Origin of the sequence: Mycobacterium dioxanotrophicus, assembly GCF_002157835.1 — a bacterium.
In the GTDB taxonomy this organism is placed as follows: Bacteria; Actinomycetota; Actinomycetes; order Mycobacteriales; family Mycobacteriaceae; genus Mycobacterium; species Mycobacterium dioxanotrophicus.
Map to the genome: position 1 here is coordinate 2959834 of NZ_CP020809.1, position 25895 is coordinate 2985728.

The window sequence follows — 25895 nt, forward strand, 5'->3', positions numbered from 1 at the left end:
GGGGGAGACCCCTCGCCAGGACGCTGCCAGCCCCAGCCGGCGCACCTTGGTCATCATCCCCACCTACAACGAGCGGGAGAACCTGCCGTTGATCGTCGGGCGGGTGCACCGCGCCCGGCCAGACGTCCATGTGCTGATCGTCGACGATGGCAGCCCCGACGGCACCGGTGAGTTGGCCGACGAGCTGGCCCTGGCGGATCCCGACCGCGTGCACGTCATGCACCGCACCAGCAAGGCCGGCCTGGGCGCGGCCTATCTGGCCGGATTCGCGTGGGGACTGGGCCGCGGCTACTCGGTGCTGGTCGAAATGGACGCCGACGGCAGCCATGCCCCCGAGGAGCTCTACCGGCTGCTCGACGCCGTCGACGCCGGCGCCGACCTGGCCATCGGCTCGCGGTACGTCACGGGTGGCACGGTGCGCAACTGGCCGCGCCGCCGGCTGGTGTTGTCCAAAACCGCCAACACCTATTCACGGTTCCTGCTGGGCGTGGGCATCCACGACATCACCGCCGGATACCGCGCCTACCGGCGCGAGGTACTGGAAAAGATCGACCTCTCCGCGGTGGACTCCAAGGGCTACTGCTTCCAGATCGACCTGACCTGGCGGGCCATCAACAACGGTTTCAGCGTCGTCGAGGTGCCCATCACCTTCACCGAGCGTGAGCTGGGCGTCTCGAAGATGAGCGGATCCAACATCCGGGAGGCGATGTTCAAGGTCGCCGAGTGGGGCCTCAAGGGCCGCCTGGACCGCGCCCGCGGCGCATCGAGCTGACACAAAAAAGTAGCGAGGGTGCACCGAAGCGCACCCTCGCTCACTTGTAAGCGGTGTCAGCTGCCGCGACGCTTGGTCTTGATCAGGTCGAGACGTTCCTTGAGCAGCTCTTCGAGCTCCTCTACCGAACGACGCTCCAACAGCATGTCCCAGTGGGTGCGGGGCGGCTTGACCTTCTTGGGCTCAGGCACGTCACCCTCGATGAGGGTGCCCTCCATACCGTTGCGGCACAGCCAGGTGCCGGGGATCTCGGCATCGTCGGCGAACGGCACGTCGAACTCTTCGCCGTTGTCCGTGCGGTAGCGCGCGACCTGACGCGGCGCCAGATCATGGTTGCGGTCGGTCTCGTAGCTCACGGCTCCGAGGCGACTGCCTCTCAGTACACGATCAGCCATCGTCAACACTCCTCGTTCACGCGAAATTATCCGGATGTATCAACGCTTGATGGCGTTGCCAGGTTCCCGACTCAACCGTCGATGATACCCCGATCACAAGAGGCGGCCGTCTACAGTCGTGAGCCATGGCCTCCGGAATCGCCCGACGTCATCGCCCGCAGCCGTGCCGGTGGTGCGGACGTGAGGTAGCCGATGCGGGGATGGGGCGCAGGCGCCAGTACTGCAGACAGTCCTGCCGCCAACGGGCCTACGAGCAGCGTGCGCTGGTGAAGGGCACCTCCCTGGCCCCGGACTCGGTGGTGCTCACCGCCGACGAGGCCGCGCAACTGTCCGACCGCGTGTACCAGGTCCGATGCGCGGCCGAGGACCTCGCCACCGCGGTCGACGAGGGGGCTGCCACCGACGAGCTGCGGCAGCTGTGTGACGCGCTGATGGTGGCCGCCAAGGCCGCCGACGGCTGGCGTTAGGTCGGGCAGCTGAACTGTCGGCCGATGCCGACGGCCGGAGGCGTCGGCTTCAGGCAGCCGAGCGGTTCGACGCCCGCCTGACTGACCCGCATCCCGGACTGGTGTGCGTAATTGACGCAGACCAGAGCGGTGCTGTCGGCGCGGCAGCGGTAGTCGCCGAACGCGATCGATCCGCCGGTGGGCAGCTTGGCGCCGTCGCCGTAGGTGAACCGGCCCGGGTCACCGTGCAGCGAGCCGACCTCCAGCGTCGGCCCCGTGAAGTCCACCCACCCCGCGATCCACTCGCCCTCCACGTCCGGCGGCTTGGTGGGCAGGCCGTCGGTCTTCACCAGGCAGGCCAGCTGCCCGTTGACCAGCTTGTCGGTCGCACACTTGCCCGCCGTGGTGACGAATGCGACGTCATCGCCCAGGTTGGTGGTCTCACCGCCGCGCGTGGCGGTGTGGAAACCGGCCGGATCGGCCTGTGTACCCGCCTCGACCCATCGGATGACCTGGGACATCGGGGTGCCTGGGGGTGGCGCCGCGGTCGGCACGGGCGGGGTTGTCGTCGTCGGCGTCGGTTTGGCGCTGGACGGCTGCGCTGAGCTGGTCGGCACCGACAATCGGTCCTGCGACGTCGATGTACTCTCCCCGCCGCCCCCGGTCGAGCACGCTGCCAGCAGCGCAGACGCCGCGATGATCACAGCAATCCGCATTCCGTCAGGCTAGCGGTACCCGGTGTGTCTGCCGCCCAGGCGCGGCGCGGGGCGGTGATGTTCGCTACCGTCGGGCTCATGCACGAACGGACCGTCCGGGCAACGATCAGGACCGGCATCGTGGAAGGTTTCACCCGTGATCGGGTGCACCGGTGGCGTTCGATCCCGTACGCCCGGCCGCCCCTTGGTCCGCTGCGGTTTCGTGCCCCGCAGCCCGCCGAACCGTGGCCCGGCGTGCGTTATTGCCATGAGTTCGGCAACTGCGCGCCGCAGCAGCGCCGCTACACGATGCTCGGAGTTGGCAAATATCAGGCGATGAGCGAGGACTGCCTGACGCTCAACGTCGTCGCGCCCGAAAAGCCGCTCCAAGAACCGCTGCCGGTGATGTTCTTCGTGCACGGCGGCGGTTACATCATGGGCAGCTCGGCCACGCCGCTCTACGACGGCGCGGCCCTGGCCCGGCGCGGATGCGTGTACGTGTCGGTCAACTACCGGCTCGGCGTGCTCGGCTGCATGGACCTGTCGTCGCTGTCCACACCTGAACACCCGGTCGAGGACAACCTGTTCTTGCGTGATCTGGTGCTGGCACTGCAGTGGGTCCGCGACAACATCGCGGTGTTCGGTGGCGATCCGGACAACGTGACGATCTTCGGGGAGAGCGCGGGTGCGCAGGCGGTCGCCACCCTGTTGGCGGTGCCTGCGGCCAAGGGTCTGTTCGCGCGGGTGATCTCGGAGAGCCCGGCCAGCGGGATGGTCAGCACGGCCAACGCGTCGGCGCGGCTCGCCGAGCAGTTCGCCGAATTGGTCGGCGGCCCCGCTGCGATCCACTCGGCCCGCCCGGCGGAGCTGGGAAAGGCGTTGGACCGCCTGATCTCCCGAGGCATGACGGACATGCCCGGCGCGTTTCCGGTCGGGCCGACCAGTGGTACCGAAGTTCTGCCCGCCGATCCGGTGGAGGCGATGGCCGACGGCACCGCGCACCGACTGCCGCTGATCGTCGGCAACAACGCCGAAGAGGGCCGGTTGTTCACCCGGTTCCTGCCGCTGCTGCCCACCAACGAGCCGATGATCGAGAAGTTGTTTGCCAGCGCCGGGCCGGAGCACCGCGACCGCATCCTCGCCGCCTACCCGCACTATCCCAGCGACGCGGCGTGTATACAGCTCGGCGGTGACTTCGCCTTCGGGTCGGCCACCTGGCAGATCGCCGAGGCGCACAGCCGTCACGCGCCGACGTACGTGTACCGCTACGACTATGCCCCGCGCACGTTGCGCTGGTCGGGATTCGGCGCCACGCATGCGATGGAACTGCTGGCCGTATTCGACACGTACCGAACGACATACGGCTCGGTGCTCACGGCGGTGGCCGACCAGCGGTCGGCCCGCAGAGTGTCCCGCGACGTGCAGTCGCGATGGCGCGCCTTCTCGCGCTCGGGGATCCCCGGCGAGGGGTGGCCGACCTACACCGCCGACAAGCGTGCGGTATTGGTATTCGACCGGGTATCTCGTGTCGAGTTCGACCCCGCCGCCGAACGCCGCCAGGCGTGGGAAGGCTTTTCGCTGGCGGGACCCTGAGTCTTCGCGATCCGCTGCGCACAGGGTGCCCAATGTGGTTCCGTGGTCGCGTGAGTTACCCCCTGGATCCGCTGTCCGCCGACGAGTTCACCGCGGCGGCAGCGATATTGCGGCGTGAACATGGTGTGGGCGACGGCTGGCGCATCGCATCGGTGGAGCTCATCGAGCCGTCGAAGGCGGAGTTGGCGGCGTTCGACAAGGGTGGGTCGACACCATCGCGACGCGCCGTGGTCATCTGCCTCAACCGGGCCGAGAACGCGACCTACAAGTCAGTGGTCTCGCTGACCGACGACAAGGTCGAGTCGTTCGACCACGTCCCAGGGGTGCAGGCGAACTTCACCGTCGACGAATTCACCGAGTGCGACGAGGCATTGCGCAACAACCCCGATGTGATCGCCGCGCTGGCCAAGCGCGGTATCACCAACATGGACAACGTGTTCATGGACACCTGGACGTACGGGGATGCCGTGGCGCCGCCGGAGTTCCGCGACCGCCGCATCGGCTGGTCGGACACCTGGTACAAGGACGCCGAAGGGGCCAATCCCTACGCCCATCCGGTCAGCGGGCTGCACTGCGTGATCGACCTCAACACCATGGAGTTGCTGCGCATCGAGGATGACGGCAGCAACGAAAAGCCCGCTGTGATGGGCGAATACGTGCCCCGGCACATCCCTGAGCGCATCCGTGCGGCCTCCAGGCGCGAGCCACTCAAGCCGCTGAACATCACCCAGCCGGAAGGGCCGTCGTTCACCCTCGACGGCAATCTGCTCAAGTGGCAGAACTGGTCGTTGCGGGTGGGTTTCAACCACCGCGAGGGCATGACCCTGCACACCGTGCGCTATCGCGACGGCGACACGGAACGGTCGGTGGCGCACCGGATGTCGTTCGCGGAGATGGTGGTGCCGTACCGCGACCCGTCGGTGGACCACTACCGGCGCACCGCGTTCGACATCGGCGAGTGGGGTCTGGGTTTCATGACCACGTCGCTGGAATTGGGTTGCGACTGCCTCGGCGAGATCCGCTATCTGGATGCGGTGTTGCACAACAGCAAGGGTGAGCCGTACACCATCAAGAACGCCGTGTGCATCCATGAGGAAGACAACGCCGTGCTGTGGAAGCACGTCGACCACGACGCCGGCGCCGAGGTGCGCCGCATGCGCAGGCTCACGGTGTCGTCACACGTCACGGTAGCCAACTACGAATACCTGGTGTACTGGCGGTTCTACCAGGACGGCAACATCGAGTGCGAGGTCCGGGCCACGGGAATCATGGTGACCACGCCGGTGGCGCCCGGGCAGCCGCATCCCAACGGCACCCTGGTCGACGAGCGCACCTATGCGCCGTACCACCAGCATTTCCTCATCGCCCGACTGGATCTCGACATCGACGGCAGTGACAACACGGTGTACATGACCGAGTCGTACGCCGAACCGATGGGCCCGGACAACCCGCTCGGACTGTCGCTGGTGACGCGCAATCAGCCGCTGCGCACCGAGGAGGAGGGCAAGCAGGACACCAACTTCGCCACGCAGCGGGCCTGGAAGGTGGTGAACACCAACGTCACCAACGGCCTGGGCACCCACCCGTCCTACAAACTCGTTCCCACGGGGGCGTTCCCGGAGATGTTCGATCCGGCGTCGCCGGTCTTTCAGCGTGCCACCATCATCGGGCACACCCTGTGGGTGACGCCGAACAACCCCGACGAGCGTTGGCCGGCGGGCGAATTCGTCAACCAGTCGGCTGCCGACACCGGGATCGCGGAGTGGACGAAGGGCAACCGGTCGATCGAGAACACCGATGTGGTGCTGTGGTACGTCTTCGGCATCCACCACATCACCCGCCCGGAGGACTGGCCGATCATGCCCGTGGACATCGTGTCGTTCTGGCTCAAGCCCTACGGCTTCTTCGATCGCAACCCGTCACTGGATGTTCCGCCGACCCCGCCTGCCGCGTGCGAGCACACCCCTGCCAAGGCTGCCCACCACTAACCCCATCTGCGCGGGTAGCCCCATCTGCGCGAGCGTGCGTGTCTGTTGCCCGCCACGCCGCGCGCCGCCAGCACTATGCGCACGCTCGTCGCCGTCACGTGATACGAAAACGCTTGAGCCGCGCCGCCGCTCCCGAGGTCAACTCCACGCGGCTGCGCGGCACACCGAGATGTTGGGCGAGCAGTTTCGAGACGGCTTCGTTGGCCTTGCCGTCGACGGCACGCTCTTGCACGTAGATGGTCAGCGCACCGTCGTCGCCGCGTTCCACCAGTGGCCCCTTACGGCTGCCCGGTTTGACGCGGACGACGACGGTTTCGCTCACGCCCTCATCGTTGCGCCAACGTGCGCACAATGCTGGTGCGCGGCGGCGTGTCTACCGGCAGACATGCACGCTCGCGGAGCAACGGAACCGACCTACCGCGCGACGATGACGGACGAGCCGTGGCCGAACAGGCCCTGGTTGGCGGTGACGCCGACCTTTGCGCCCTCGACCTGACGGCCGGTGGCCTGGCCCTTGAGCTGCCAGGTGAGCTCGCACACCTGCGCGATGGCCTGGGCCGGGATGGCCTCGCCGAAGCACGCCAGCCCGCCGGACGGGTTGACCGGCACCCGGCCGCCGATGGTCGTGGCACCCGAGCGCAGCAGTTGCTCGCCCTCACCTTTGGCGCACAGGCCCAGGTGCTCGTACCAGTCCAGCTCGAGTGCCGTCGACAGGTCGTACACCTCGGCGAGGCTGACATCCTCGGGACCGATACCGGCCTCGGCATAGGCCGCATCGAGGATCTGGTCCTTGAACACCCGCTCGGGTGCGGCCACGACAGCGGTGGAATCCGTTGCGATGTCCGGCAATTCGGGCAGATGCTGCGGGTAGCGCGGGGTCACGGTCGAAATGGCCCGCACCGACGGGACACCTTCCACCGAACCAAGGTGCTTCTCCGCGAACGACTTCGACGCGACGATGAGCGCGGCCGCACCGTCCGAGGTTGCGCAGATGTCGAGCTGACGCAGTGGATCGGAGACAACCGGACTCGCCAGCACGTCCTCGACCGCGGTTTCCTTGCGGTAGCGGGCATTCGGGTTCTGCAGGCCGTGGCGCGAGTTCTTCACCTTCACCTGCGCGAAGTCCTCGGCGGTGGCGCCGTAGAGGTCCATTCGGCGCCGCGCCAGCAGGGCGAAGTACACCGGGTTCATCGCGCCGATGAGATGGAACCGCTGCCAGTCCGGATCGTTCTTGCGCTCACCGCCGACCGGGGCGAACGCGCCCTTGGGCGTGGTGTCGGCGCCGATCACCAGGGCGACGTCGCAGAACCCGGCCAGGATGTGGGCGCGGGCGCTCTGCAGGGCCTGCGAGCCGCTGGCACATGCCGCGTACGACGACGACACCGGCACGCCGTTCCAGCCCAGTTTCTGGGCGAACGTCGACCCGGCGATGAAGCCGGGGTAGCCGTTGCGAATGGTGTCGGCGCCGGCCACCAGTTGGATCTGGCGCCAGTCCAGCCCGGCCTCGGCCAGTGCGGCGCGGGCCGCGACGACGCCGTACTCGGTGAAGTCGCGTCCCCACTTGCCCCACGGGTGCATGCCCGCGCCGAGGATGTACAAAGGCTCTGGCGTGCTCATTCCGCTGATTCCTCCGTGCTCCTCGCGTCCGCAACCTTCCAAGCGTGGGTGGTCCGCTCGACGCCCTCGTCGTCGGTGTAGAGCGTCATGGTCGTCAGCTCCATCTCCATGCCGACCTTGAGGTCGGCGGCCAGCGTGCCCTCGACCACCTTGCCCAGCACGATCAGGCCTTCGTCGGCCAGCTCGACCGCGGCGATCGCGAACGGCTCGAACGGGTCGGACTTGGGGTACGGCGACGGCGGGAGGTATCGGTTCTCGGTGTAGCTCCACACCTTTCCGCGGCGGGACAGCGGCACCAGGTCGAGCGTGTCACTGGCGCACGCGGGATTGGGGCAGTTGTTCTCCCGCGGCGGGAACACGTAGGTGGCGCACTGGGTGCACTTGCCGCCGATGAGATGGGTGACACCGGCGTCGTCGGTGGTGAACCAACCTTCGATCGCGGGTTGCGTGGTTGCTGCTGGCACGGGGCTCAGCGTAACCGAATCGGAGGGCAAAACTGAAACGTGTTGCAGTTTGACAGCCCGAGGATATTCGGTTGAAGCGTACGAAACGGTTTCGTACGCTTCGGGCATGGTTCGAGGTATGGAGCGTGAGCAGGCCGTGTTGTCCGCGACGGCCGAGTTGCTCGTGGAGCGGGGATACCAGGCGCTGACCACCGATGCCGTGGCGGCGCGCGCGGGTGCCAGCAAGGCCACCATCTATCGCCGGTGGCCGAACAAGGCTCAGCTGGTCCGCGCCACGCTCGACGCCGCCGACGCCGCGCGCAACGCGGCAGTGCCCGATACCGGGCAGCTGCGCAGTGATCTCTACGCGGTGATGGATGCCGTCGCCGCCAACGTGGCCGATCCCTTGACTCGGGTTACGGCCGAATTGGCGACGCTCATGCGCCACGACGAACAGCTGGCCCAGGCCATGCGTGAACACCTCGACAAAGAGGAACTCTCGCCGTTCCATGACGCCCTGCAACGAGCCATCTCCCGCGGTGACATTGCCCCAGACACCGACGTCGAGATGATCCACGACGTCGCCGAGGCCATGATCCTGCGGCAGATGCACCTGGACCGGCCCGTCGACGCGGCGTTCAGTGCTCGGCTCGTCGACGACGTGCTGCTGGTCCTGCTCGGAGGTGTCGATCGATGACCGTCGTGATCGCCGGCGCCGGGCCCACCGGCCTGACCCTGGCCATCGAGCTGGCCCGGCGCGGCGTGCCGTGCCGGGTGCTGGACAAGGCGGCGACACTGTTCCCGGGTTCGCGCGGCAAAGGGCTGCAGCCACGCACATTGGAGGTTTTCGACGACCTCGGGGTGATCGGTGCGGTGCTGGCGGCCGGGGAGCCCTTTCCGTCCATGCGGCTCTACCGCGGTGCGGACGTGGTCTGGGACAAGGCGATCTACGAACTCCTCGGGCTGCCCGAACTGGAACCCACACCGGCGGTGCCGTACCCGTTCACGTGGCTGATCCCGCAGTGGCGCACCGACCAAATCTTGGCGGCGCGGTTCGCCGAACTCGGCGGCACCATCGAATTCGACACGGAGGTAACGGGTTTCGAGCAGGGCGACACCGGTGTCACCGTCCATACCGACCGCGGTCCGATCCACGCCGACTATCTCGTCGGCGCCGACGGCGGTCGCAGCACGGTGCGCAAGGCGTCGGGCGTCGAGTTTGTGGGCGGCGCGCTGACCGAAGAGCGCATCGTCGTCGGTGACGTGCGAGCCACCGGGCTCGAGGGCCGGCGCTGTCATCTGCTGACGCGTGACGGCGATCAGTCCAAGCGGTTCTCGTTGTGGAACCTGCCCGGCAGCGAGCACTACCAGCTGGTGGTCACCATGGCGGCAGGCGATGACCCACCCGCGCTGACGCTGCACGGCATGCAGAACATGCTCGACGAGCGCTCCGGGCGTCGCGACGTGGTGCTCTCGGACCTGCGGTGGATCTCGCTCTACCGCGTCAATCTGCTGATGGCGCAACGCTTCCGGATGGGCCGGGTGTTCCTGGCCGGTGACGCCGCCCATGTCCATTCGCCGGCCGGGGGACAGGGCGTCAACACGGGTGTGCAGGACGCCTACAACCTGGGGTGGAAGTTGGCTGCGGTGCTGGCAGGCGCGCCCGATCAGCTGCTGGACAGCTATGCGGCTGAGCGCATGCCCGTCGCGGCCGACGTGCTGCGCCTCAGTGGCCTATTGCATCGCCAGGGCTTCGGCTCGACCGGTCCGTCGCCCGCGGCCATCCACCAGTTGGACATCAGCTACCGGGGCGGCCCGCTCGCAGGCGGCGACGACGTGTCCGGCGCGCTACAGGTTGGTGACCGAGCGCCCGACGGCCTGCTGCCGGACGGCCGCCGGCTCTTCGACGTCTTTCGCGGGCCACACTGGACGGTGCTCGAATGCGACGCAGTCACAGTCGATTTCAAGGTGCCGAGCGTGTGCGTCAGTCCCCGCGCCGGCTATGACGTGCCTGCCGGCTCCTACGTCTTGGTTCGGCCCGACGGACACATCGGGGCGATCAGCACGAAGCCAGAAGTCATCGCTCACCAGCTACGCCACGCAGGATCCGCACCAGATCAGTGTGGTTGTCCCGCATGAGGTTGTGCGCACCGTCGAGCGAATACGTCGTCCACGCCGGATCGTTCCGCAGCCGCGCGTAGGTCGGGGCGAACGGCGACTCCGCCGGCCAGTTCTCCGCACGGACATACACCCGCCGGATACCCGGCGGCAGGTCGCCGAGCCGGACCGGCTGCATGAGCGACGCGAGCGGATGCGGGGTGGCGCGCTCGTCGAAAAACGACAGCGGAGGCACGCCGTACCCGGTGGCGTCGACATCGATGTACCACTGCCGCTGCTCGTCGTTGGTCAACGTCCAGCACGATTCGCCGTCGCGCGGCACGAACGCATCCAGGTAGACCAGCGCGCTGACCCGATCCGGGATCCGGTCGGCGACAGCGGTGATCACCATGCCGCCGTAGCTGTGTCCCACCAGCACCGCGTCGGTGATGCGCTGGGCGCCGAATTCCGCGAGGACGTCGGTGATGTGGGTGTCCAGGTTGACGCCCGCATGCAGCAGGTGGGCGCGTTCGGCGAGGCCGGTCAGGGTGAGCGCCAGCACCCGATGGCCGTCGGCGCGCAGCGCGGCGGCCAGGTCGTCGAAGCACCAGCCGCCGTGGCACGCACCTGGCACGAGGACGAACGTGGTCATTCGGAACTCCTGTCGGCGAATGTGTTTCGGCGGTACTCGGCCGTGACGCGGGCGAGTTCGTCGGGGCTGCCCGCGTGCATCTCGCGGTTGGCCCGCACCACCGCAGCGGTCTCGGGGACGCGCCGGGCCTCGTAGCCGGCCACGCCGTGGCCCGCGGCCAACTCGTCGGCGAGGGCCCGGGCGTCGAGGATGGCCTGTGAGCCACCGTTGGCGCCAACGGGATACATCGGGTGGGCGGCGTCGCCGAGAAGGGTTACCCGCCGAGTGCCCCAGTGGGACAACGGCTCTCGGTCGACCATCGGATACTCGAAGACCGCGTCCGACCGGGCCACCAGGTCCGCCGGGTCCAGCCAGTCCAGCTGCCAGCCCGACATGTGGGCGGCGACGGCCGCGGGGTCGGTCGGGGCGTTCCAGTTCGCGTCGCCGGGCAGTGGGCCGGGTTCGGATTCACCGACCTGCAGCACCCAGTTCACCAGACCGCCGCCGATCGGGTACGTGACGAGTTCGACCCCGTCGGGGCCCTTGACGATCGCCATCGTGCGGCCGTCGAGGAACGCCGGCATGTGACTCGCGCCGCGGAACATCCGCACCCCCGACCACATCAGGGGATCGGGGCCGGGATGCAGTGTGCGTCGCACCATCGACTGCACCCCGTCCGCGCCGACGAACACGTCGGCGCCAAATTCCCCGGCCCGGGTCTGCACGCGTACCCCGGTCGAGGATTCGGCGAAATCCACGACGCCCGCGCCGGTGCGCACCGCGTCGGGCCCGAGCCGGTCGGTCACCGCGTCGAGCAGCAGTATCTGCAGTCGGCCGCGGTGCACCGAACACTGCGGATACCCGTATCCGCCTTCGATTCCGCGGGGTTCGCGGAACAGCAGGGCGCCCTCGGAGGTGTAGAAATCGATGACCGCCGGGGTCGCTGCGGCGTTCTGCAAGGCCTCGCCGAGTCCGAGTTCGTGCAACTCCCGCACGGCGTGCGGCAGCAGGTTGATGCCGACGCCCAACGGCGCGAGTTCGCGCGCCGATTCGACGACGGTGACGCCCATGCCGCGGGCGTGCAGGGTCAGAGCTGCGGTGAGGCCGCCGATGCCGGCCCCGGCGATCACGATGTCCATGTCTCAAGCGTGCGCGGAGCAGCTCTTATAAGTCCAATAGCATCTGAATACACAAACTATAATCAAAGGTTATGGAACTGCGGCAACTCGAGTACTTCGTCGCCGTCACCGAAGAAGCGAACTTCACCCGCGCCGCGCACCGGGTGCACGTCGCGCAGCCCGCGGTCAGCGCCCAGATCGCGCGGCTGGAGCGGGAATTGGGTCAGCCCCTGCTGGACCGGTCCCGGCGTGAGGTCCGGCTCACCGCGGCCGGAGCGGCGGTGCTGCCCTACGCGCGGGCCGCGCTCGAGGCGGTCCGTCAAGCCAGGACCGCGGTCGACGAACTCGCCCAGCTCGTCCGCGGTTCGGTGACCATCGGCACTGTGACGGCCCACAACGTCGACATGCCCCAGTTGCTCGCCGACTATCACCAGGCACACCCGGCGGTGGAGATCACGTTGACCACCGACACCTCCGACGCGCTGATCGACGGCGTCCGCAGCGGCAGGTTCGACGTCGCGATCACGTCGGTCGGTTCCGACGAGGTGCCCGCCGGGCTGGCCGTCGCCACCACCACCGACCAGCCGATCGAGGCCGTGGTGGGCCGCGCCGATCCCTGGGCGGCGCGCCGCACGGTCGGGCTCGCCGCGCTCGCGCAGCGCCCACTCATCGCGCTGCCGGCCGGCGGCGGGATCCGTCGGCAGTTCGACCGGGCCTGCGTGGCGGCGGGGGTCACCCCGCGCGTGGTGTTCGAGGCTGCCACGCCCGACGCGCTCGCCGATCTCGCCGCTCGAGGGCTGGGTGTGGCGATCGTGCCCGGTTCGGTGGCGCGCGAGCGCACCGATGTCCACGCCATATCGATCCGGCCCGAACTGCGCGGCCGGTTGGTGCTGGCCTGGCGTGCGACCGGGCCGATCAGCCCGGCGGCGCGGGCGCTGATCGAGATGGCCGCCGAACTCGTCGGAGGCGATGCATAGAGTTAGGGCCGTGAGCCCTACCGCGACTGATGCCCCGCCTGTGTCGACCGACAAGCCCACGTTGATGCTGCTGGACGGCAACTCGCTGGCGTTCCGCGCGTTCTACGCCCTGCCCGCCGAGAACTTCAAGACCCAGGGCGGGCTCACCACCAACGCGGTCTACGGCTTCACCGCCATGCTGATCAACCTGCTGCGCGACGAACAACCCAGCCATATCGCCGCGGCGTTCGACGTCTCCCGCAAGACCTTCCGCAAGGACAAGTATCCGGAGTACAAGGAGGGGCGCTCGGCGACGCCCGACGAGTTCCGGGGCCAGATCGACATCACCAAAGAGGTGCTCAACGCGCTCGGCATCACCGTGCTCTCCGAAGATGGCTTCGAGGCCGACGACATCATCGCGACCCTCGCCACGCAGGCCGAGGACGCCGGCTACCGGGTCCTGGTGGTCACCGGTGACCGGGACTCGTTGCAGTTGGTCAGCGACGACGTCACCGTGCTGTATCCCGTCAAGGGGGTCAGCGAGCTGACCCGGTTCACGCCGGACGCTGTCGTCGCCAAATACGGGTTGACCCCTACCCAGTACCCCGACTTCGCCGCACTGCGGGGCGACCCGAGCGACAACCTGCCCGGCATCCCCGGTGTGGGGGAGAAGACCGCGACCAAGTGGATTCTCGAGCACGGGTCGCTGCAGGCGCTGGTCGACAACGTCGACAAGGTGAAGGGCAAGGTCGGTGAGGCGTTGCGCGCCAACCTTTCCCACGTCATCCTCAACCGCGAGCTGACCGAACTGGTCAAGAACGTGCCGCTGGCGCAGACGCCGGACACGCTGCGGATGCTGCCGTGGGACCGCGACCACATCCATCGACTGTTCGACGACCTGGAGTTCCGGGTGCTGCGCGACCGGTTGTTCGACACCCTCAGCTCCGCCGATCCCGAGGTCGAGGCCGGGTTCGAGGTGCGTGGCGGCGTACTCGCACCCGGTGAGCTGGCGGCCTGGCTCGCCGAGCACAGCAACGGCCGACGCTTCGGGCTGGCCGTGGTCGGCACCCACCGGGCCTTCGACTCCGACGCCACGGCGCTGGCCATCGCCTCGGCCGACGGGGAAGGCTGCTACCTCGACACCGCGACGCTGACTCCCGACGACGAGGCGGCGCTCGCGTCGTGGCTGGCCGATCCCGGCCCGCCGAAGGCGCTGCACGAAGCCAAGCTCGCCATGCATGATCTCGCCGGGCGCGGCTGGAACCTCGCGGGGGTCACCTCCGACACCGCGCTCGCGGCGTACCTGGTGCGGCCCGGGCAGCGCAGCTTCGCGCTCGACGACCTGTCCCTGCGTTATCTCAAACGCGAACTGCGCGCCGAAGACACTGGACAGCAACAGCTTTCGCTGCTCGACGACACCGAGGGCGTCGACGAGCAGGCCGTGCAGACCCTGCTGCTGCGGGCCTCGGCGGTCGCCGACCTCGCCGACGCGCTCGACGAGGAGCTGGCCCGCATCGACTCGTCGTCACTGCTCGGCCAGATGGAGCTGCCCGTGCAGCGGGTGCTCGCCGAGGTGGAGCAGACCGGGATCGCGGTCGACAGCGACCACCTCAGGGAACTGCAGAGCGACTTCGCCGATCAGATCCGCGACGCCGCCGAAGCGGCCTACGCGGTGATCGGCAAGCAGATCAACCTCGGCTCGCCCAAGCAGTTGCAGGTCGTGCTGTTCGACGAGCTGGAGATGCCCAAGACCAAGCGCACCAAGACCGGTTACACCACCGACGCCGACGCGTTGCAGTCGTTGTTCGACAAGACCGGGCACCCGTTCCTGCAGCACATGCTCACCCACCGTGATGCCACCCGGCTCAAGGTGACCGTCGACGGACTGTTGAATTCGGTGGCATCCGACGGCCGGATTCACACCACGTTCAACCAGACCATCGCCGCCACCGGCAGGCTCTCGTCCACCGAGCCCAACCTGCAGAACATCCCGATCCGCACCGAGGCCGGCCGGCGCATCCGCGACGCGTTCGTCGTCGGCGCCGGTTACGCCGAGCTGATGACCGCTGACTACAGCCAGATCGAGATGCGCATCATGGCCCACCTGTCGCGCGACGAGGGCCTCATCGAAGCGTTCAACACCGGTGAGGACCTGCATTCGTTCGTCGCGTCCCGCGCGTTCGACGTGCCGATCGACGAGGTCACCCCCGAACTGCGCCGTCGGGTCAAGGCGATGTCCTACGGCCTGGCCTACGGGTTGAGCGCCTACGGCCTGGCCAGCCAGCTCAAGATCTCCACCGAAGAGGCCAAGCTGCAGATGGAGCAGTACTTCGCGCGGTTCGGCGGCATCCGCGACTATCTGCGCGACGTCGTCGACCAGGCCCGCAAGGACGGCTACACCTCGACGGTGTTCGGCCGCAGGCGCTATCTGCCCGAGTTGGACAGCAGCAACCGCAACGTCCGGGAGGCCGCCGAGCGGGCCGCGCTCAACGCACCCATTCAGGGCAGTGCAGCCGACATCATCAAGGTCGCGATGATCAACGTCGACAAGGCCATCAAGGCGGCCGGGCTCAGGTCCCGCATGCTGCTACAGGTGCACGACGAATTGTTGTTCGAGGTCGTCGAGGGCGAGCGGGACCCGCTCGAGGCGCTGGTGCGCGAGCACATGGGCAATGCCTACCCGCTGGATGTGCCGCTGGAGGTGTCGGTGGGCTATGGCCGCAGCTGGGATGCCGCGGCTCACTAGCTGCTAGCCGGCGTCGGCCCCCAGGCCCACACCCAGCGCCACCAGCGCGGCACCCATCACGCGTTCGATGCGGCGACGGATGTGGACGCGGCCCAGGATGTTTCGTGCCCGGTGAGCGGCCAGGACGACGCCGACGCACCACGAGGTGTCCACCACCAGTTGGATGACCGCCAGCGCCAGCAGGGTGGGCAGCACGGGACCTGTTTTGGGCAGAAACTGCGGCAGCACCACGATGCCGAACGCCGCCGCCTTCGGGTTGGCGGCGATCGACACCAGTGCCGCGCGGAACGCCGCGGCCGGAGTCCGTCCGCGCGGCGGCAGCGGCACCTCGACGTCGGCCGGGTGCTTCGCGCTGCGCCATGCGCTGATTCCGAGCCAGACCAGGACGGCGGCGCCGACGACGTGCAGCGCGAGCGACAGCATCTTGTTGGCCGTCAGCAGCATCGACAGTCCCGCGCCGCCGGCCAAGGTCCATCCGAAGATGCCGATCTCGTTACCGACCACGGCCGCCAGCCCCGCCGTCCGGCCGTCGCGCACCGAGCGATGCAGGAACAGCACCGTCGCCGGTCCGGGCAGTGCGGCCAGGATCACCGATGCGACCAGGAACGCCGGCAAGACGTCGAGTATGTGGGCGAGCATGGGAAAAGTATCGCTGAGCAGCGCAAGTGATTAGTGCGCCTGGCCCGGTCGGGCGTCGCTTAGATTCGGGTCGTGCTCAACGAAACCGTCACGTCCGCGGACACCTGGCAGTCCTACCTCGTCCGGCTGGCCGCCGAAGCCGTCAGCCAAGGCCGCAGTGTGACGAGCATCGGGAATTTCTCGGCAGGCGCGTACGGGATGACCGGGGCAGCTGGGTCGCTGATGCTGGCCCTGGACCCCGAGCTCGTCACCACGCTGCAGACCAGGGCCGCCGACTGCGTATTCGTCTACTACGGGGTGGCGCACCCGAATGGCTCCGCGGAGATGCTGCTGGTCGACGCGTCGACCCCGCACCTCACCGGGATGGCCGGAAACGGCTTGATAGACGGGGTGAACCTGACGCCCGGTGCGATGCCCGAGCCGTATCTGCGGCAGCCGATACCGGTTGCCGGACAAGAGCTTTCGTCTGGGTGTGATCCAGAGCTGGTGCGTCGCATGATCCAAGGTGAGTTGCCCGATGTTCCCGCGACGGACCCGGAGCACATGGCAGCCGCCGAGCAGGTGTTCGGCCAACCGCTGCCGCCCGACGTTCGGGCGCTCTACGGTGCGGCGGCCTACGGCAGCTTCTGGCCGGCCGACGAAGACCAGGACCCCGAGTTGGCGACGATCACCCGCGGGATGCGGATCATGCCCCTCGACGACACCGAGGGACGCTCCTGGTTCCAGCCGCACCGGCGGTACCTGTCATGGATATTCGGCGCCGAGGCGGTCGTGCTGCCCGACCCGTTCGGTCAGGTTCAACCGCTCGGACATTCCGCGGCCTGGTTCGTCGTGGGGGACGACGAGGCCGGCGGCTACTTCGTCGTCGACATGGCGCCGGGCCCCAACGGCACCGTCGGGCAGCTGCTGCATGTGGACCGCGACGTCATGGCCGGCGCGCAGTGGCTGGCACCGTCGCTCACCGAATATCTGCAGAACGGCGCCGTCATCGATCCCTGGAGTAGGCCCGAACCCGAACTCGGCCTGGTCGCACGGGCGATGGCAGATGTCGGGCCGCAGACGGAAGTCCTGCACGTGTACGACCGTGACGCATCCCATGACCTCACGCCGCTGGTGGGCCACCCTCGTCTGCGGAGCCTGTTCGTCTCGTCGGCGACGGTCGGCGGCGTGGATGTGCTGACCCGGCTGCCGGCACTCGAATTCCTCTCGCTACCGGCGGCGACGTGGCGCACCGTCATCGATGAGGGGCGCATCCCGGACACGTTACAGGCGATCGGATTCTCCGACGCCGGGCGATCCGACGTCGCAGAACCGTTCCGCGAACTGATCGAGATCGCGAACCTGTTGCTGAACCATCGGGGACAGCCGCCGATCGAGGTGGTCCGGGTCTCGGGTGGCGCAGCCTGATCAGGAGGCCCGGTAGTTGGCCAACCAGCCCAGGATCGGCGCGGCGGACCGGGCCGAGGCGACGGCATAGACCTCTTCGTTGAGCAGCGCGTAGACCCGCTGGTCGCCGAAGCCGCGGTCGATGCGGTCGCGGACGAACGCCAGCTCCACCACGGACGCTGCGAATCGGGCCACGGCCTTGCCCGCCGGCCGGCCGCCTGCGCGCGTCGCCTCGTTGATCGCGCCCCTCCTGGTGCGCAAGGAGCCCAGCCAGGTCGCCTCGTTGTCGGTGATCAGGCCTGCCGCGACCATGCCGGACACCTTGGCGGCGACCAGGTGCTGCTCACGGCGGCGGCTGGCGATGGCGACCGCGATCATCAGGGCGAAGATCGGCACCATCCAGACCACGTAGACGGCGAAGTAAGCGCCCACGCCCAGTAGTGACGAACCGTTCCACAACCCGTGCATGACCACCGCGCCGAGGTACCCGGTCAGGATGCAACAGAACTTGGTCACCGACGAGCGCTGCTGCAGGGCGAAGTACACCCCGATCGCCGTCATCGTCGTGAACAGCGGGTGCGCGAACGGACCCATGATCAGCCGCATCCCTGCCGTCACCAATGAGCCGGCCAGCGAGTCCGCGTTGGCGATGTACATGATGTCTTCCAGCCAGGCGAATCCCACCCCGACGAGCCCGGCGTAGACCAGGCAGTCGGTCAGCGAATTCAGCTCGTTGCGGCGTCGGCCGGTCATCATGATCAGCAGGAACAAGCCCTTGGCGGCCTCCTCGATGAACGGAGCCCGGATGGCGGTCGAGTCGACGCTCTCCGGCAGAAAAGTTCCGGGAGCCAGCACCGAATCCCCGATCAGGCCCACTACCAGCGAGAGCAGCACCGCGATCGACGCACCCCACCCGAAGGCCATCAAGAGCAGCCGTGGCGGCTCGGGCTCCCAGCGGTCCAGCCATAGGTACGCGAACACCACGAGGGTCATGGTCGCGGTGGACAATACGAAACCGACGATGGCGCCCACCGGGTTGATCACCGTGAACAACAGCACCAGCAGGCCGGTGAGCACGCCGAACGCGATGAGGACACCCAGCGGCGCGCCCACCTTGCGGATCGGGCGCGGCATGGGCCCGGTGACCGGCAGCCAGGGTCGTGCCTGGGGGATCGGTGCAGGGGAGGGCGGTGGGAACTGCATCGGGGAGTACGCCACGATCGAAGGGTAGCGGCGAGGTTCCACGGGGACCGGGTTTGTCCTGCGTGTGCCCAGTCGAGTAGTCTCAGTAAGTACCTGTGTGCGCAGTTTGTCCGCACCCACCGGTCACCAATATCAGCAGTTCAATTGTCCCTACGAGTAAACCTGTCCGGAGCAACCCACCACATGCCAAGTCCCTCCGTCACGTCCCCGCAGGTAGCCGTCAACGACATCGGCTCCGCGGAAGACTTTCTCGCCGCCATCGACAAAACCATCAAATACTTCAACGATGGCGACATCGTCGAGGGAACCATCGTCAAGGTTGACCGTGACGAGGTCCTGCTCGACATCGGCTACAAGACCGAAGGTGTCATCCCTTCCCGCGAACTCTCCATCAAGCACGATGTCGACCCCAACGAGGTCGTTTCCGTGGGCGATGAGGTCGAGGCCCTCGTTCTCACCAAGGAGGACAAGGAAGGCCGCCTGATCCTGTCCAAGAAGCGGGCTCAGTACGAGCGCGCCTGGGGCACCATCGAGGAGCTCAAGGAGAAGGACGAGGCCGTCAAGGGCACCGTCATCGAGGTCGTCAAGGGCGGCCTGATCCTCGACATCGGCCTGCGTGGCTTCCTGCCTGCCTCCCTCGTCGAGATGCGTCGCGTCCGCGATCTGCAGCCGTACATCGGCAAGGAGATCGAGGCCAAGATCATCGAGCTCGACAAGAACCGCAACAACGTGGTGCTGAGCCGCCGCGCCTGGCTGGAGCAGACCCAGTCCGAGGTTCGCAGCGAGTTCCTCAACCAGCTCACCAAGGGTGCCATCCGCAAGGGTGTGGTGTCCTCGATCGTCAACTTCGGCGCGTTCGTCGACCTGGGCGGCGTGGACGGCCTGGTGCACGTCTCCGAGCTGTCCTGGAAGCACATCGATCACCCGTCCGAGGTGGTTCAGGTGGGCGACGAGGTCACCGTCGAGGTGCTCGACGTCGACATGGATCGCGAGCGGGTTTCGCTGTCGCTCAAGGCGACTCAGGAAGACCCGTGGCGCCACTTCGCCCGCACCCACGCGATCGGCCAGATCGTGCCGGGCAAGGTCACCAAGCTGGTGCCGTTCGGTGCGTTCGTCCGCGTCGAGGAGGGCATCGAGGGTCTGGTGCACATCTCGGAGCTGTCCGAGCGCCACGTCGAGGTCCCGGACCAGGTGGTCCAGGTGGGCGACGACGCGATGGTCAAGGTCATCGACATCGACCTGGAGCGTCGTCGTATCTCGCTGAGCCTCAAGCAGGCCAACGAGGACTACACCGAGGAGTTCGACCCGTCGAAGTACGGCATGGCCGACAGCTACGACGAGCAGGGCAACTACATCTTCCCCGAGGGCTTCGACGCCGAGAGCAACGAATGGCTCGAGGGCTTCGAGAAGCAGCGTGACGAGTGGGAGGCCCGGTACGCCGAGGCCGAGCGCCGCCACAAGATGCACACCACGCAGATGGAGAAGTTCGCCGCTGCGGAGGCCGAGGCCGCCAGTGCCCCGGTGTCCAACGGTTCGTCGCGCTCGGAGGAGTCGACCGGCGGAACGCTGGCCAGCGACGCTCAGCTCGCTGCGCTGCGCGAGAAGCTCGCGGGCAACGCCTAAGTAACGCAACAACAAATGCCCCGGCCGCTGGCCGGGGCATTTGTTGTCGGTGCCGGCGAACGTGAAGAAGATCGCGGCATTTCCGCGAAAAGTCGCCACCTACTTCACATTCGGCGACGGGATATGGTGTCCCAGTGCTTCGTATCGGGTTGACCGGCGGAATCGGCGCCGGAAAGTCAACGGTGTCGGCCACATTCGCAGACCTCGGCGGCATCGTCGTCGACGGGGATGTCATCGCGCGGGAGGTGGTCGAACCCGGCACCCAGGGGCTGGCGGCACTGGTCGAGGCGTTCGGGGACGGCATCCTGTTGCCGGACGGCGCGCTCAACCGGCCTGCGCTGGCGGCGGTGGCCTTCAGCGACGACGAGAAGCGCGCGACGTTGAACGGCATCGTGCACCCGCTGGTGGCGCACCGGCGCTCGGAGTTGATCGCCGCAGCGGCGGAGGATGCCGTGATCGTCGAGGACATCCCGCTGCTGGTGGAGTCCCAGATGGCGCCGATGTTCCCGCTGGTGGTGATCGTCAACGCCGACGTCGAGACGCGGGTCGAGCGGCTCACCGAATACCGCGGCTTCAGCGAGCAGGATGCCCGGGCCCGCGTCGCGGCGCAGGCCACCGAGGAACAGCGCCGGGCGGTGGCCGACGTCTGGCTGGACAACTCCGGGTCCGCAGGCGCGCTCGTCGAGCAGGCCCGCGGCCTCTGGCACGAGCGGATCCTGCCGTTCGCACACAATCTGCAGGAGCGCAAGCCCGCGCACGTGGTGCCCAAGGTGGTGCCCTACGACCCGACATGGCCCGATCAGGCGCGCCGCATCATCGCCCGGCTCAACACGGCCTGCGGGCACCGCGCGCTCCGCATCGATCACATCGGCTTGACGGCGGTGCCGGGGATGGATGCCAAGGATGTCATCGACATCCAGATCACGGTGAGTGCCATCGAGGTCGCCGACGAACTCGCGGAGCCGTTACTGGCCGCAGGCTATCCGCGGATCGAGTCGATCACGCACGACAACCTGCATTCCAGGCCGCATTCTGAAGATCCGACCATGTGGCACAAGCGTTTTCATGCCTCGGCAGATCCGGGCCGACCCACGAACGTGCATGTGCGGGTCGAGGGTTGGCACAACCAGCGATTCGCGTTGCTGTTCCGGGACTGGCTGGCGGCCAACCCCGGCGTGCAGCCGGAATACCTCGAGATCAAGCGGGCCGCGATGGGCGCGCCGGACTATGCCGAGGCCAAGGAACCGTGGTTCATGGATGCCTACCAGCGGGCCTGGCTCTGGGCCGACACCACCGGCTGGCAGCCCTAACCGGCGGCCGGCGGCTCGACAGGAGCCTGCGGTGGTACCGCGGCGTCGACGGGCCCGGTGCCGGGAGACAACGGAGCGCCGCACGCCAGGCTGCCGTAGGTCGGGTCGTCGTGCGGACGCGTCAGCCGCGGCGCGATCCAGGTGTCGGCCTGGGCGACGATCTGGTCGTCCACCAGGATCTCGCAGTGTAGGTTCGCCGAATACGGCCAGTCGATCGACACCGTCATGCCGGCGAGCTGGGGATTGGACACCACGCCGGTGGCTTCGAAGACCCGGCCCGGCAGCATCGTCGGGTTGGCGCTGTTGATGTTGTTGTCGTCGATCTTGTAGGAGACCATCGCGTTGCGCGACACCCCGTCGATCCTGGCCCGGTACGTGGCGTTGTGCAGTTGCTGGTCCGGCTGCGGCACCGCGCTGGGCTGGGGTGGGGCGTCGGGGTCTGCTCCCGCAGCGGCGGGAATCAACAGCGCGCCGAAGAGCAGTCCTGCCAGTGCGGCAGCCGTCACCCCGGCGTACTTAGTTGGGCTCATGATTGCCGACCTTACAAGGTCGGCCACGTCAGGGCCATGCCGTTGCCGGCAAGCCAGCGGTCGAGGTCGTAGCCGTTGCGGGCCAGGCCGTCGATGGCACCCGCGGCGGTCTCGATGGCCTGCTCGGCGGTCTCCGGGCTGAGCAGGCCGTGGCGCACCGCCGTCATCAGTTCGCCCACGTCGTCCAGCTCGACGCCGATCCCCGTGCGCACGACCAGGTCGAGGTAGTGGTCCTCCGAATACCACCTGGCGTCGCCCGCGGTGAACCGGCCGACGTCCAGGTAGAAGTCCTGGTCGCGCTCATGGCCCGGGTTGAAGTGGAAGATGGTCGCCCGCAGCCCCAGCGCAGGCAGCAGCCATGACTGCAGGTAGTGGAACTGCGCGCGGCCCGGGGTAGGGCGCGCGAGGTACAGGCCCCAGGGCTCGACGGTGTACACGTCGACTGCCCGCACGATCCCTTTCGGGTCGGTGTTCGTGCGGGCGACCAGGTCGAATGTCTCGTGCTTGGGCGGATGAATGGGGTCAGCCTACGCGGGCAGTGAACACCCCAGGAAGTTGTCGGAGGTCAGTTCTACCCTGGTGAACATGGCCTTCGCGACCGAACATCCCGTGCTTGCGTACTCGGAGTATCGCGCTGTCGACGAAGTGGTCCGCACCGGCGGCCGGTTCGAGGTGGTCAGCGAGTACGAGCCGGCCGGCGACCAGCCCGCCGCCATCGATGAGCTGCAACGCCGCATCGAAGCCGGCGAACGCGACGTGGTGCTGCTCGGTGCCACCGGTACGGGTAAGTCGGCCACCACGGCGTGGCTCATCGAGCGGTTGCAGCGGCCCACGCTGGTGATGGCGCCGAACAAGACACTCGCCGCGCAGCTCGCCAACGAGCTTCGGGAGATGCTGCCGCACAACGCGGTCGAGTACTTCGTCTCGTACTACGACTACTACCAACCCGAGGCGTACATCGCCCAGACTGACACGTACATCGAGAAGGACAGCTCGATCAACGACGATGTCGAGCGGCTGCGGCACTCGGCGACGTCCAGCCTGCTCTCGCGGCGCGACGTCGTTGTGGTCGCCTCGGTGTCCTGCATCTACGGCCTCGGTACCCCGCAGTCCTACCTGGACCGCTCGGTGGAGCTGTCCGTGGGCGACGAGGTGCCCCGCGACGGCCTGCTGCGACTGCTGGTGGATGTCCAGTACAACCGCAACGACATGGCGTTCACCCGGGGGACGTTCCGGGTGCGCGGCGACACCGTCGAGATCATCCCGTCGTACGAAGAGCTGGCGGTCCGTATCGAGTTCTTCTGCGACGAGATCGAGGCGCTGTACTACCTGCACCCGCTGACCGGCGACATCGTCCGCCAGGTCGATTCGCTGCGGATCTTCCCGGCCACCCACTACGTCGCCGGGCCCGAGCGCATGTCTCGTGCCATCGCGACCATCGAGGAGGAGCTGGAGGAGCGGCTGTCCGAACTGGAGCGTCAGGGCAAACTGCTGGAGGCGCAGCGGCTGCGGATGCGCACCAACTACGACGTCGAGATGATGAAGCAGGTCGGCTTCTGCTCGGGTATCGAGAACTACTCGCGCCACATCGACGGGCGTCCGGCAGGTTCGGCTCCGGCCTGCCTGCTCGACTACTTCCCCGAGGATTTCCTGCTGGTCATCGACGAGTCACACGTGACCGTCCCGCAGATCGGCGGCATGTACGAGGGTGACATGTCCCGCAAGCGCAACCTGGTGGACTTCGGCTTCCGGCTCCCGTCCGCGGTCGACAACCGGCCGTTGACGTGGGAGGAGTTCGCCGGCCGGATCGGTCAGACCGTCTACCTGTCGGCCACCCCCGGCCCGTACGAGATCGGCCAGGCCGGCGGCGAGTTCGTCGAACAGGTCATCCGTCCGACCGGGTTGGTGGATCCCCAGGTGATCGTCAAGCCCACGAAGGGGCAGATCGACGACCTGATCGGCGAGATCCGCGTCCGCACCGAACGCGACGAGCGCGTGCTGGTGACCACCCTGACCAAGAAGATGGCCGAGGACCTCACCGACTACCTGCTGGAACTCGGTATCCGGGTGCGCTACCTGCACTCCGAGGTCGACACCCTGCGCCGGGTCGAACTGCTGCGGCAACTGCGGTTGGGGGAGTACGACGTGTTGGTCGGCATCAACCTGCTCCGCGAGGGTCTCGACCTTCCCGAGGTGTCGCTGGTGTCGATTCTCGACGCCGACAAGGAGGGGTTCCTGCGGTCGACCCGCAGCCTGATCCAGACCATCGGTCGCGCGGCGCGCAACGTGTCCGGCGAGGTGCACATGTACGCCGACAAGATCACCGACTCGATGCGTGAGGCCATCGACGAGACCGAGCGGCGCCGGGCCAAGCAGATCGCCTACAACGAAGCCAACGGCATCGATCCAAAGCCGTTGCGCAAGAAGATCGCCGACATCCTCGACCAGGTCTACCGCGAGGCCGACGACACCGAGGCGGTCGAGGTCGGCGGATCCGGGCGCAACGCGTCGCGCGGGCGCCGCGCGCAAGGCGCGCCGGGCCGCGCGGTCAGTGCCGGCATCGTCGAGGGTCGTGACACCTCGAACATGCCGCGAGCCGAATTGGCGGATCTCATCAAGGATCTGACCGAGCAGATGATGACGGCGGCGCGCGACCTGCAGTTCGAACTGGCCGCCCGCATCCGCGACGAGGTCGCGGACCTGAAAAAGGAGTTGCGGGGTATGGACGCAGCGGGTCTTAAATAGGCCCCGTGTCCATCCTGTCCAGGCCCGTGGTGGCCGACGCTCTCGCGCGTCTGTTCTCGTCCACCGTCAACCCGGCGCCGAAACCCGGCGTCCGCTTCCCCGAAATCCCGGGCGACACAACGTCGGTGGTGATTCCCACCCGGTACGGAGATACCGCCGCGACCATCTACCGGCCGGAAGCCGGTGGCGCAGCGCCCGCGGTGTACGTCAACGTGCACGGTGGCGGCTTCGTCGTGGGACACCGTGACCAGGACGATCCGTGGTGCCGCTACCTCGCCGCACACGCGAACGTCGTTGTCGTCAATACCGATTACGTGCTCGCCCCGCGACACCGGTTTCCGGCGCCCGTCGAGCAGATCTACGACGTCCTCGTCTGGGCGTCGGCCGCCGAGCGGGACTGGGACGGCACCCGGCTCTGCGTCGGCGGGCAGAGCGCCGGAGGCAGCCTGTCCGCGGCAGCGGCGCGGCTGGCCCTGGAACGCGGCGGCCCCGACATCGCGCTGCAGGTGCTGCACTATCCGCCGCTGGATCTGGTGACCGCGACCCGGGACAAGAGCTCGCCGCTGGGCGCCAAGGCCGTGCTGCGGCCGTGGATGGGCGAGGTGTTCGACACCGCGTACATCCCCGATCCGGTGCGACGTGCCGATCGGCTCGCCTCACCGGCCTGCGGGGACAACGCCGACGGCATCGACGGCATCGCGCCCGCACTCGTGATCACCGCCGAGTACGACCGGCTGATGGCCGAGGCCTGGCGTTACGCCCAGAAGTTGGATGCCGTCGGAGCCCTGGCCGAGTATCACGAAGTACGCGGTGTCGACCACGGCTACAACATCATGAGCAACGCGGGCGACGTCACCCGGCAGGTGTACGACGTGATCGCCGGACACGTCACCCGGGTGACCGCGGCACGGAAATGAGCCGACCTTGACCTCAATGGCGGTTGAGCTCCTAACGTCACTGCC

General features: G+C 67.7%; 23 protein-coding genes and 1 pseudogene. 13 read left to right on the plus strand and 11 right to left on the minus strand.

Translation table 11 applies throughout. From position 1 onward, the window contains the following. Positions 1–31 precede the first annotated feature (31 nt). Positions 32–754 (plus strand): annotated as a pseudogene (locus BTO20_RS14305) (polyprenol monophosphomannose synthase); the annotation flags it as partial. 74 nt (positions 755–828) lie between these two features. Here BTO20_RS14305 and rbpA read toward each other — a convergent pair. Next, complete coding sequence (gene rbpA, locus BTO20_RS14310) at positions 829–1167, minus strand: RNA polymerase-binding protein RbpA (RefSeq protein WP_026356597.1); 339 nt, start codon at positions 1165–1167, stop codon at positions 829–831. A 137-nt stretch (positions 1168–1304) separates the two neighbouring features. Between rbpA and BTO20_RS14315 the strand changes: the two genes are divergently transcribed. Continuing rightward, positions 1305–1634: a hypothetical protein gene (locus tag BTO20_RS14315; protein WP_029373041.1), complete on the plus strand. Its 330-nt coding sequence runs from the start codon at positions 1305–1307 to the stop codon at positions 1632–1634. Here BTO20_RS14315 and BTO20_RS14320 read toward each other — a convergent pair. After that, complete coding sequence (locus tag BTO20_RS14320) at positions 1631–2329, minus strand: hypothetical protein (protein ID WP_198344380.1); 699 nt, start codon at positions 2327–2329, stop codon at positions 1631–1633. The genes BTO20_RS14315 and BTO20_RS14320 overlap by 4 nt on opposite strands. Positions 2330–2407: 78 nt before the next feature. On the opposite strand from BTO20_RS14320, the gene BTO20_RS14330 reads away from it, so the two are divergent. Beyond that, the gene (locus tag BTO20_RS14330; protein ID WP_087082077.1) at positions 2408–3901 is read left to right on the plus strand and encodes a carboxylesterase/lipase family protein; all 1494 of its coding nucleotides are present in this window, start codon (positions 2408–2410) and stop codon (positions 3899–3901) included. Positions 3902–3933: 32 nt separating this feature from the next. Next, entirely contained in the window at positions 3934–5889 is a 1956-nt protein-coding gene (locus tag BTO20_RS14335) for a primary-amine oxidase (protein WP_087076859.1), read from the plus strand. 94 nt (positions 5890–5983) lie between these two features. On the opposite strand, the gene BTO20_RS14340 is transcribed toward BTO20_RS14335, so the two are convergent. From BTO20_RS14340 to BTO20_RS14350, 3 genes are all read right to left on the minus strand, one after another. Next, the gene (locus BTO20_RS14340) at positions 5984–6211 is read right to left on the minus strand and encodes a DUF167 domain-containing protein (RefSeq protein ID WP_087076861.1); all 228 of its coding nucleotides are present in this window, start codon (positions 6209–6211) and stop codon (positions 5984–5986) included. Positions 6212–6303: 92 nt separating this feature from the next. Next, the gene (locus tag BTO20_RS14345) at positions 6304–7506 is read right to left on the minus strand and encodes a lipid-transfer protein (protein WP_087076864.1); all 1203 of its coding nucleotides are present in this window, start codon (positions 7504–7506) and stop codon (positions 6304–6306) included. Beyond that, positions 7503–7970 (minus strand): Zn-ribbon domain-containing OB-fold protein, encoded by a 468-nt coding sequence (locus BTO20_RS14350; protein WP_198344381.1) that lies wholly within the window; start codon positions 7968–7970, stop codon positions 7503–7505. The genes BTO20_RS14345 and BTO20_RS14350 overlap by 4 nt, the downstream gene beginning before the upstream one ends. Positions 7971–8076: 106 nt before the next feature. Between BTO20_RS14350 and BTO20_RS14355 the strand changes: the two genes are divergently transcribed. Together BTO20_RS14355 and BTO20_RS14360 are read left to right on the plus strand one after the other, a co-directional pair. Then, on the plus strand, positions 8077–8646 hold the full coding sequence (locus tag BTO20_RS14355) for a TetR/AcrR family transcriptional regulator (protein ID WP_087076866.1): 570 nt from the start codon (positions 8077–8079) through the stop codon (positions 8644–8646). After that, positions 8643–10088 carry an FAD-dependent monooxygenase gene (locus BTO20_RS14360; RefSeq protein ID WP_087076868.1) on the plus strand — a complete coding sequence of 482 codons (1446 nt, stop codon included), beginning with the start codon at positions 8643–8645 and terminating at the stop codon, positions 10086–10088. Before BTO20_RS14355 ends, BTO20_RS14360 begins: the two co-directional genes overlap by 4 nt. Here the strand turns inward: BTO20_RS14360 and BTO20_RS14365 are convergent. Together BTO20_RS14365 and BTO20_RS14370 are read right to left on the minus strand one after the other, a co-directional pair. Continuing rightward, entirely contained in the window at positions 10027–10698 is a 672-nt protein-coding gene (locus tag BTO20_RS14365) for an alpha/beta fold hydrolase (protein ID WP_087076870.1), read from the minus strand. The genes BTO20_RS14360 and BTO20_RS14365 overlap by 62 nt on opposite strands. Then, positions 10695–11816: an FAD-dependent monooxygenase gene (locus BTO20_RS14370; RefSeq protein ID WP_087076872.1), complete on the minus strand. Its 1122-nt coding sequence runs from the start codon at positions 11814–11816 to the stop codon at positions 10695–10697. The genes BTO20_RS14365 and BTO20_RS14370 overlap by 4 nt, the downstream gene beginning before the upstream one ends. A gap of 71 nt (positions 11817–11887) precedes the next feature. Here BTO20_RS14370 and BTO20_RS14375 point away from each other — a divergent pair, with 71 nt between their 5' ends. Further along, complete coding sequence (locus BTO20_RS14375; RefSeq protein WP_087076875.1) at positions 11888–12772, plus strand: LysR substrate-binding domain-containing protein; 885 nt, start codon at positions 11888–11890, stop codon at positions 12770–12772. Beyond that, positions 12765–15497: a DNA polymerase I gene (gene polA / locus BTO20_RS14380; RefSeq protein ID WP_198344382.1), complete on the plus strand. Its 2733-nt coding sequence runs from the start codon at positions 12765–12767 to the stop codon at positions 15495–15497. The genes BTO20_RS14375 and polA overlap by 8 nt, the downstream gene beginning before the upstream one ends. Before the next feature lie 3 nt (positions 15498–15500). On the opposite strand, the gene BTO20_RS14385 is transcribed toward polA, so the two are convergent. Next, the gene (locus BTO20_RS14385; RefSeq protein ID WP_087076878.1) at positions 15501–16136 is read right to left on the minus strand and encodes a LysE family translocator; all 636 of its coding nucleotides are present in this window, start codon (positions 16134–16136) and stop codon (positions 15501–15503) included. A gap of 72 nt (positions 16137–16208) precedes the next feature. Here BTO20_RS14385 and BTO20_RS14390 point away from each other — a divergent pair, with 72 nt between their 5' ends. Further along, complete coding sequence (locus BTO20_RS14390) at positions 16209–17543, plus strand: SMI1/KNR4 family protein (RefSeq protein ID WP_087076880.1); 1335 nt, start codon at positions 16209–16211, stop codon at positions 17541–17543. Here the strand turns inward: BTO20_RS14390 and BTO20_RS14395 are convergent, their stop codons facing one another. After that, positions 17544–18797 carry a PrsW family intramembrane metalloprotease gene (locus BTO20_RS14395; RefSeq protein WP_408632200.1) on the minus strand — a complete coding sequence of 418 codons (1254 nt, stop codon included), beginning with the start codon at positions 18795–18797 and terminating at the stop codon, positions 17544–17546. 111 nt (positions 18798–18908) lie between these two features. Here BTO20_RS14395 and rpsA point away from each other — a divergent pair, with 111 nt between their 5' ends. Further along, on the plus strand, positions 18909–20348 hold the full coding sequence (gene rpsA, locus BTO20_RS14400; protein ID WP_029373057.1) for a 30S ribosomal protein S1: 1440 nt from the start codon (positions 18909–18911) through the stop codon (positions 20346–20348). A 134-nt stretch (positions 20349–20482) separates the two neighbouring features. After that, a complete protein-coding gene (coaE, locus tag BTO20_RS14405; protein WP_087076884.1) occupies positions 20483–21658 on the plus strand; it encodes a dephospho-CoA kinase in 1176 nt (391 codons plus the stop codon). Here the strand turns inward: coaE and BTO20_RS14410 are convergent. Next, positions 21655–22188, minus strand: coding sequence for a hypothetical protein (locus BTO20_RS14410; RefSeq protein ID WP_087076886.1), 534 nt, complete (start codon positions 22186–22188; stop codon positions 21655–21657). The genes coaE and BTO20_RS14410 overlap by 4 nt on opposite strands. An 11-nt stretch (positions 22189–22199) precedes the next feature. Further along, positions 22200–22706 carry a DUF402 domain-containing protein gene (locus tag BTO20_RS14415; RefSeq protein ID WP_198344515.1) on the minus strand — a complete coding sequence of 169 codons (507 nt, stop codon included), beginning with the start codon at positions 22704–22706 and terminating at the stop codon, positions 22200–22202. A gap of 67 nt (positions 22707–22773) precedes the next feature. Here BTO20_RS14415 and uvrB point away from each other — a divergent pair, with 67 nt between their 5' ends. After that, a complete protein-coding gene (gene uvrB / locus BTO20_RS14420; protein WP_087082081.1) occupies positions 22774–24933 on the plus strand; it encodes an excinuclease ABC subunit UvrB in 2160 nt (719 codons plus the stop codon). A 5-nt stretch (positions 24934–24938) separates the two neighbouring features. After that, complete coding sequence (locus tag BTO20_RS14425) at positions 24939–25850, plus strand: alpha/beta hydrolase (protein WP_087076890.1); 912 nt, start codon at positions 24939–24941, stop codon at positions 25848–25850. Positions 25851–25895 lie beyond the last annotated feature (45 nt).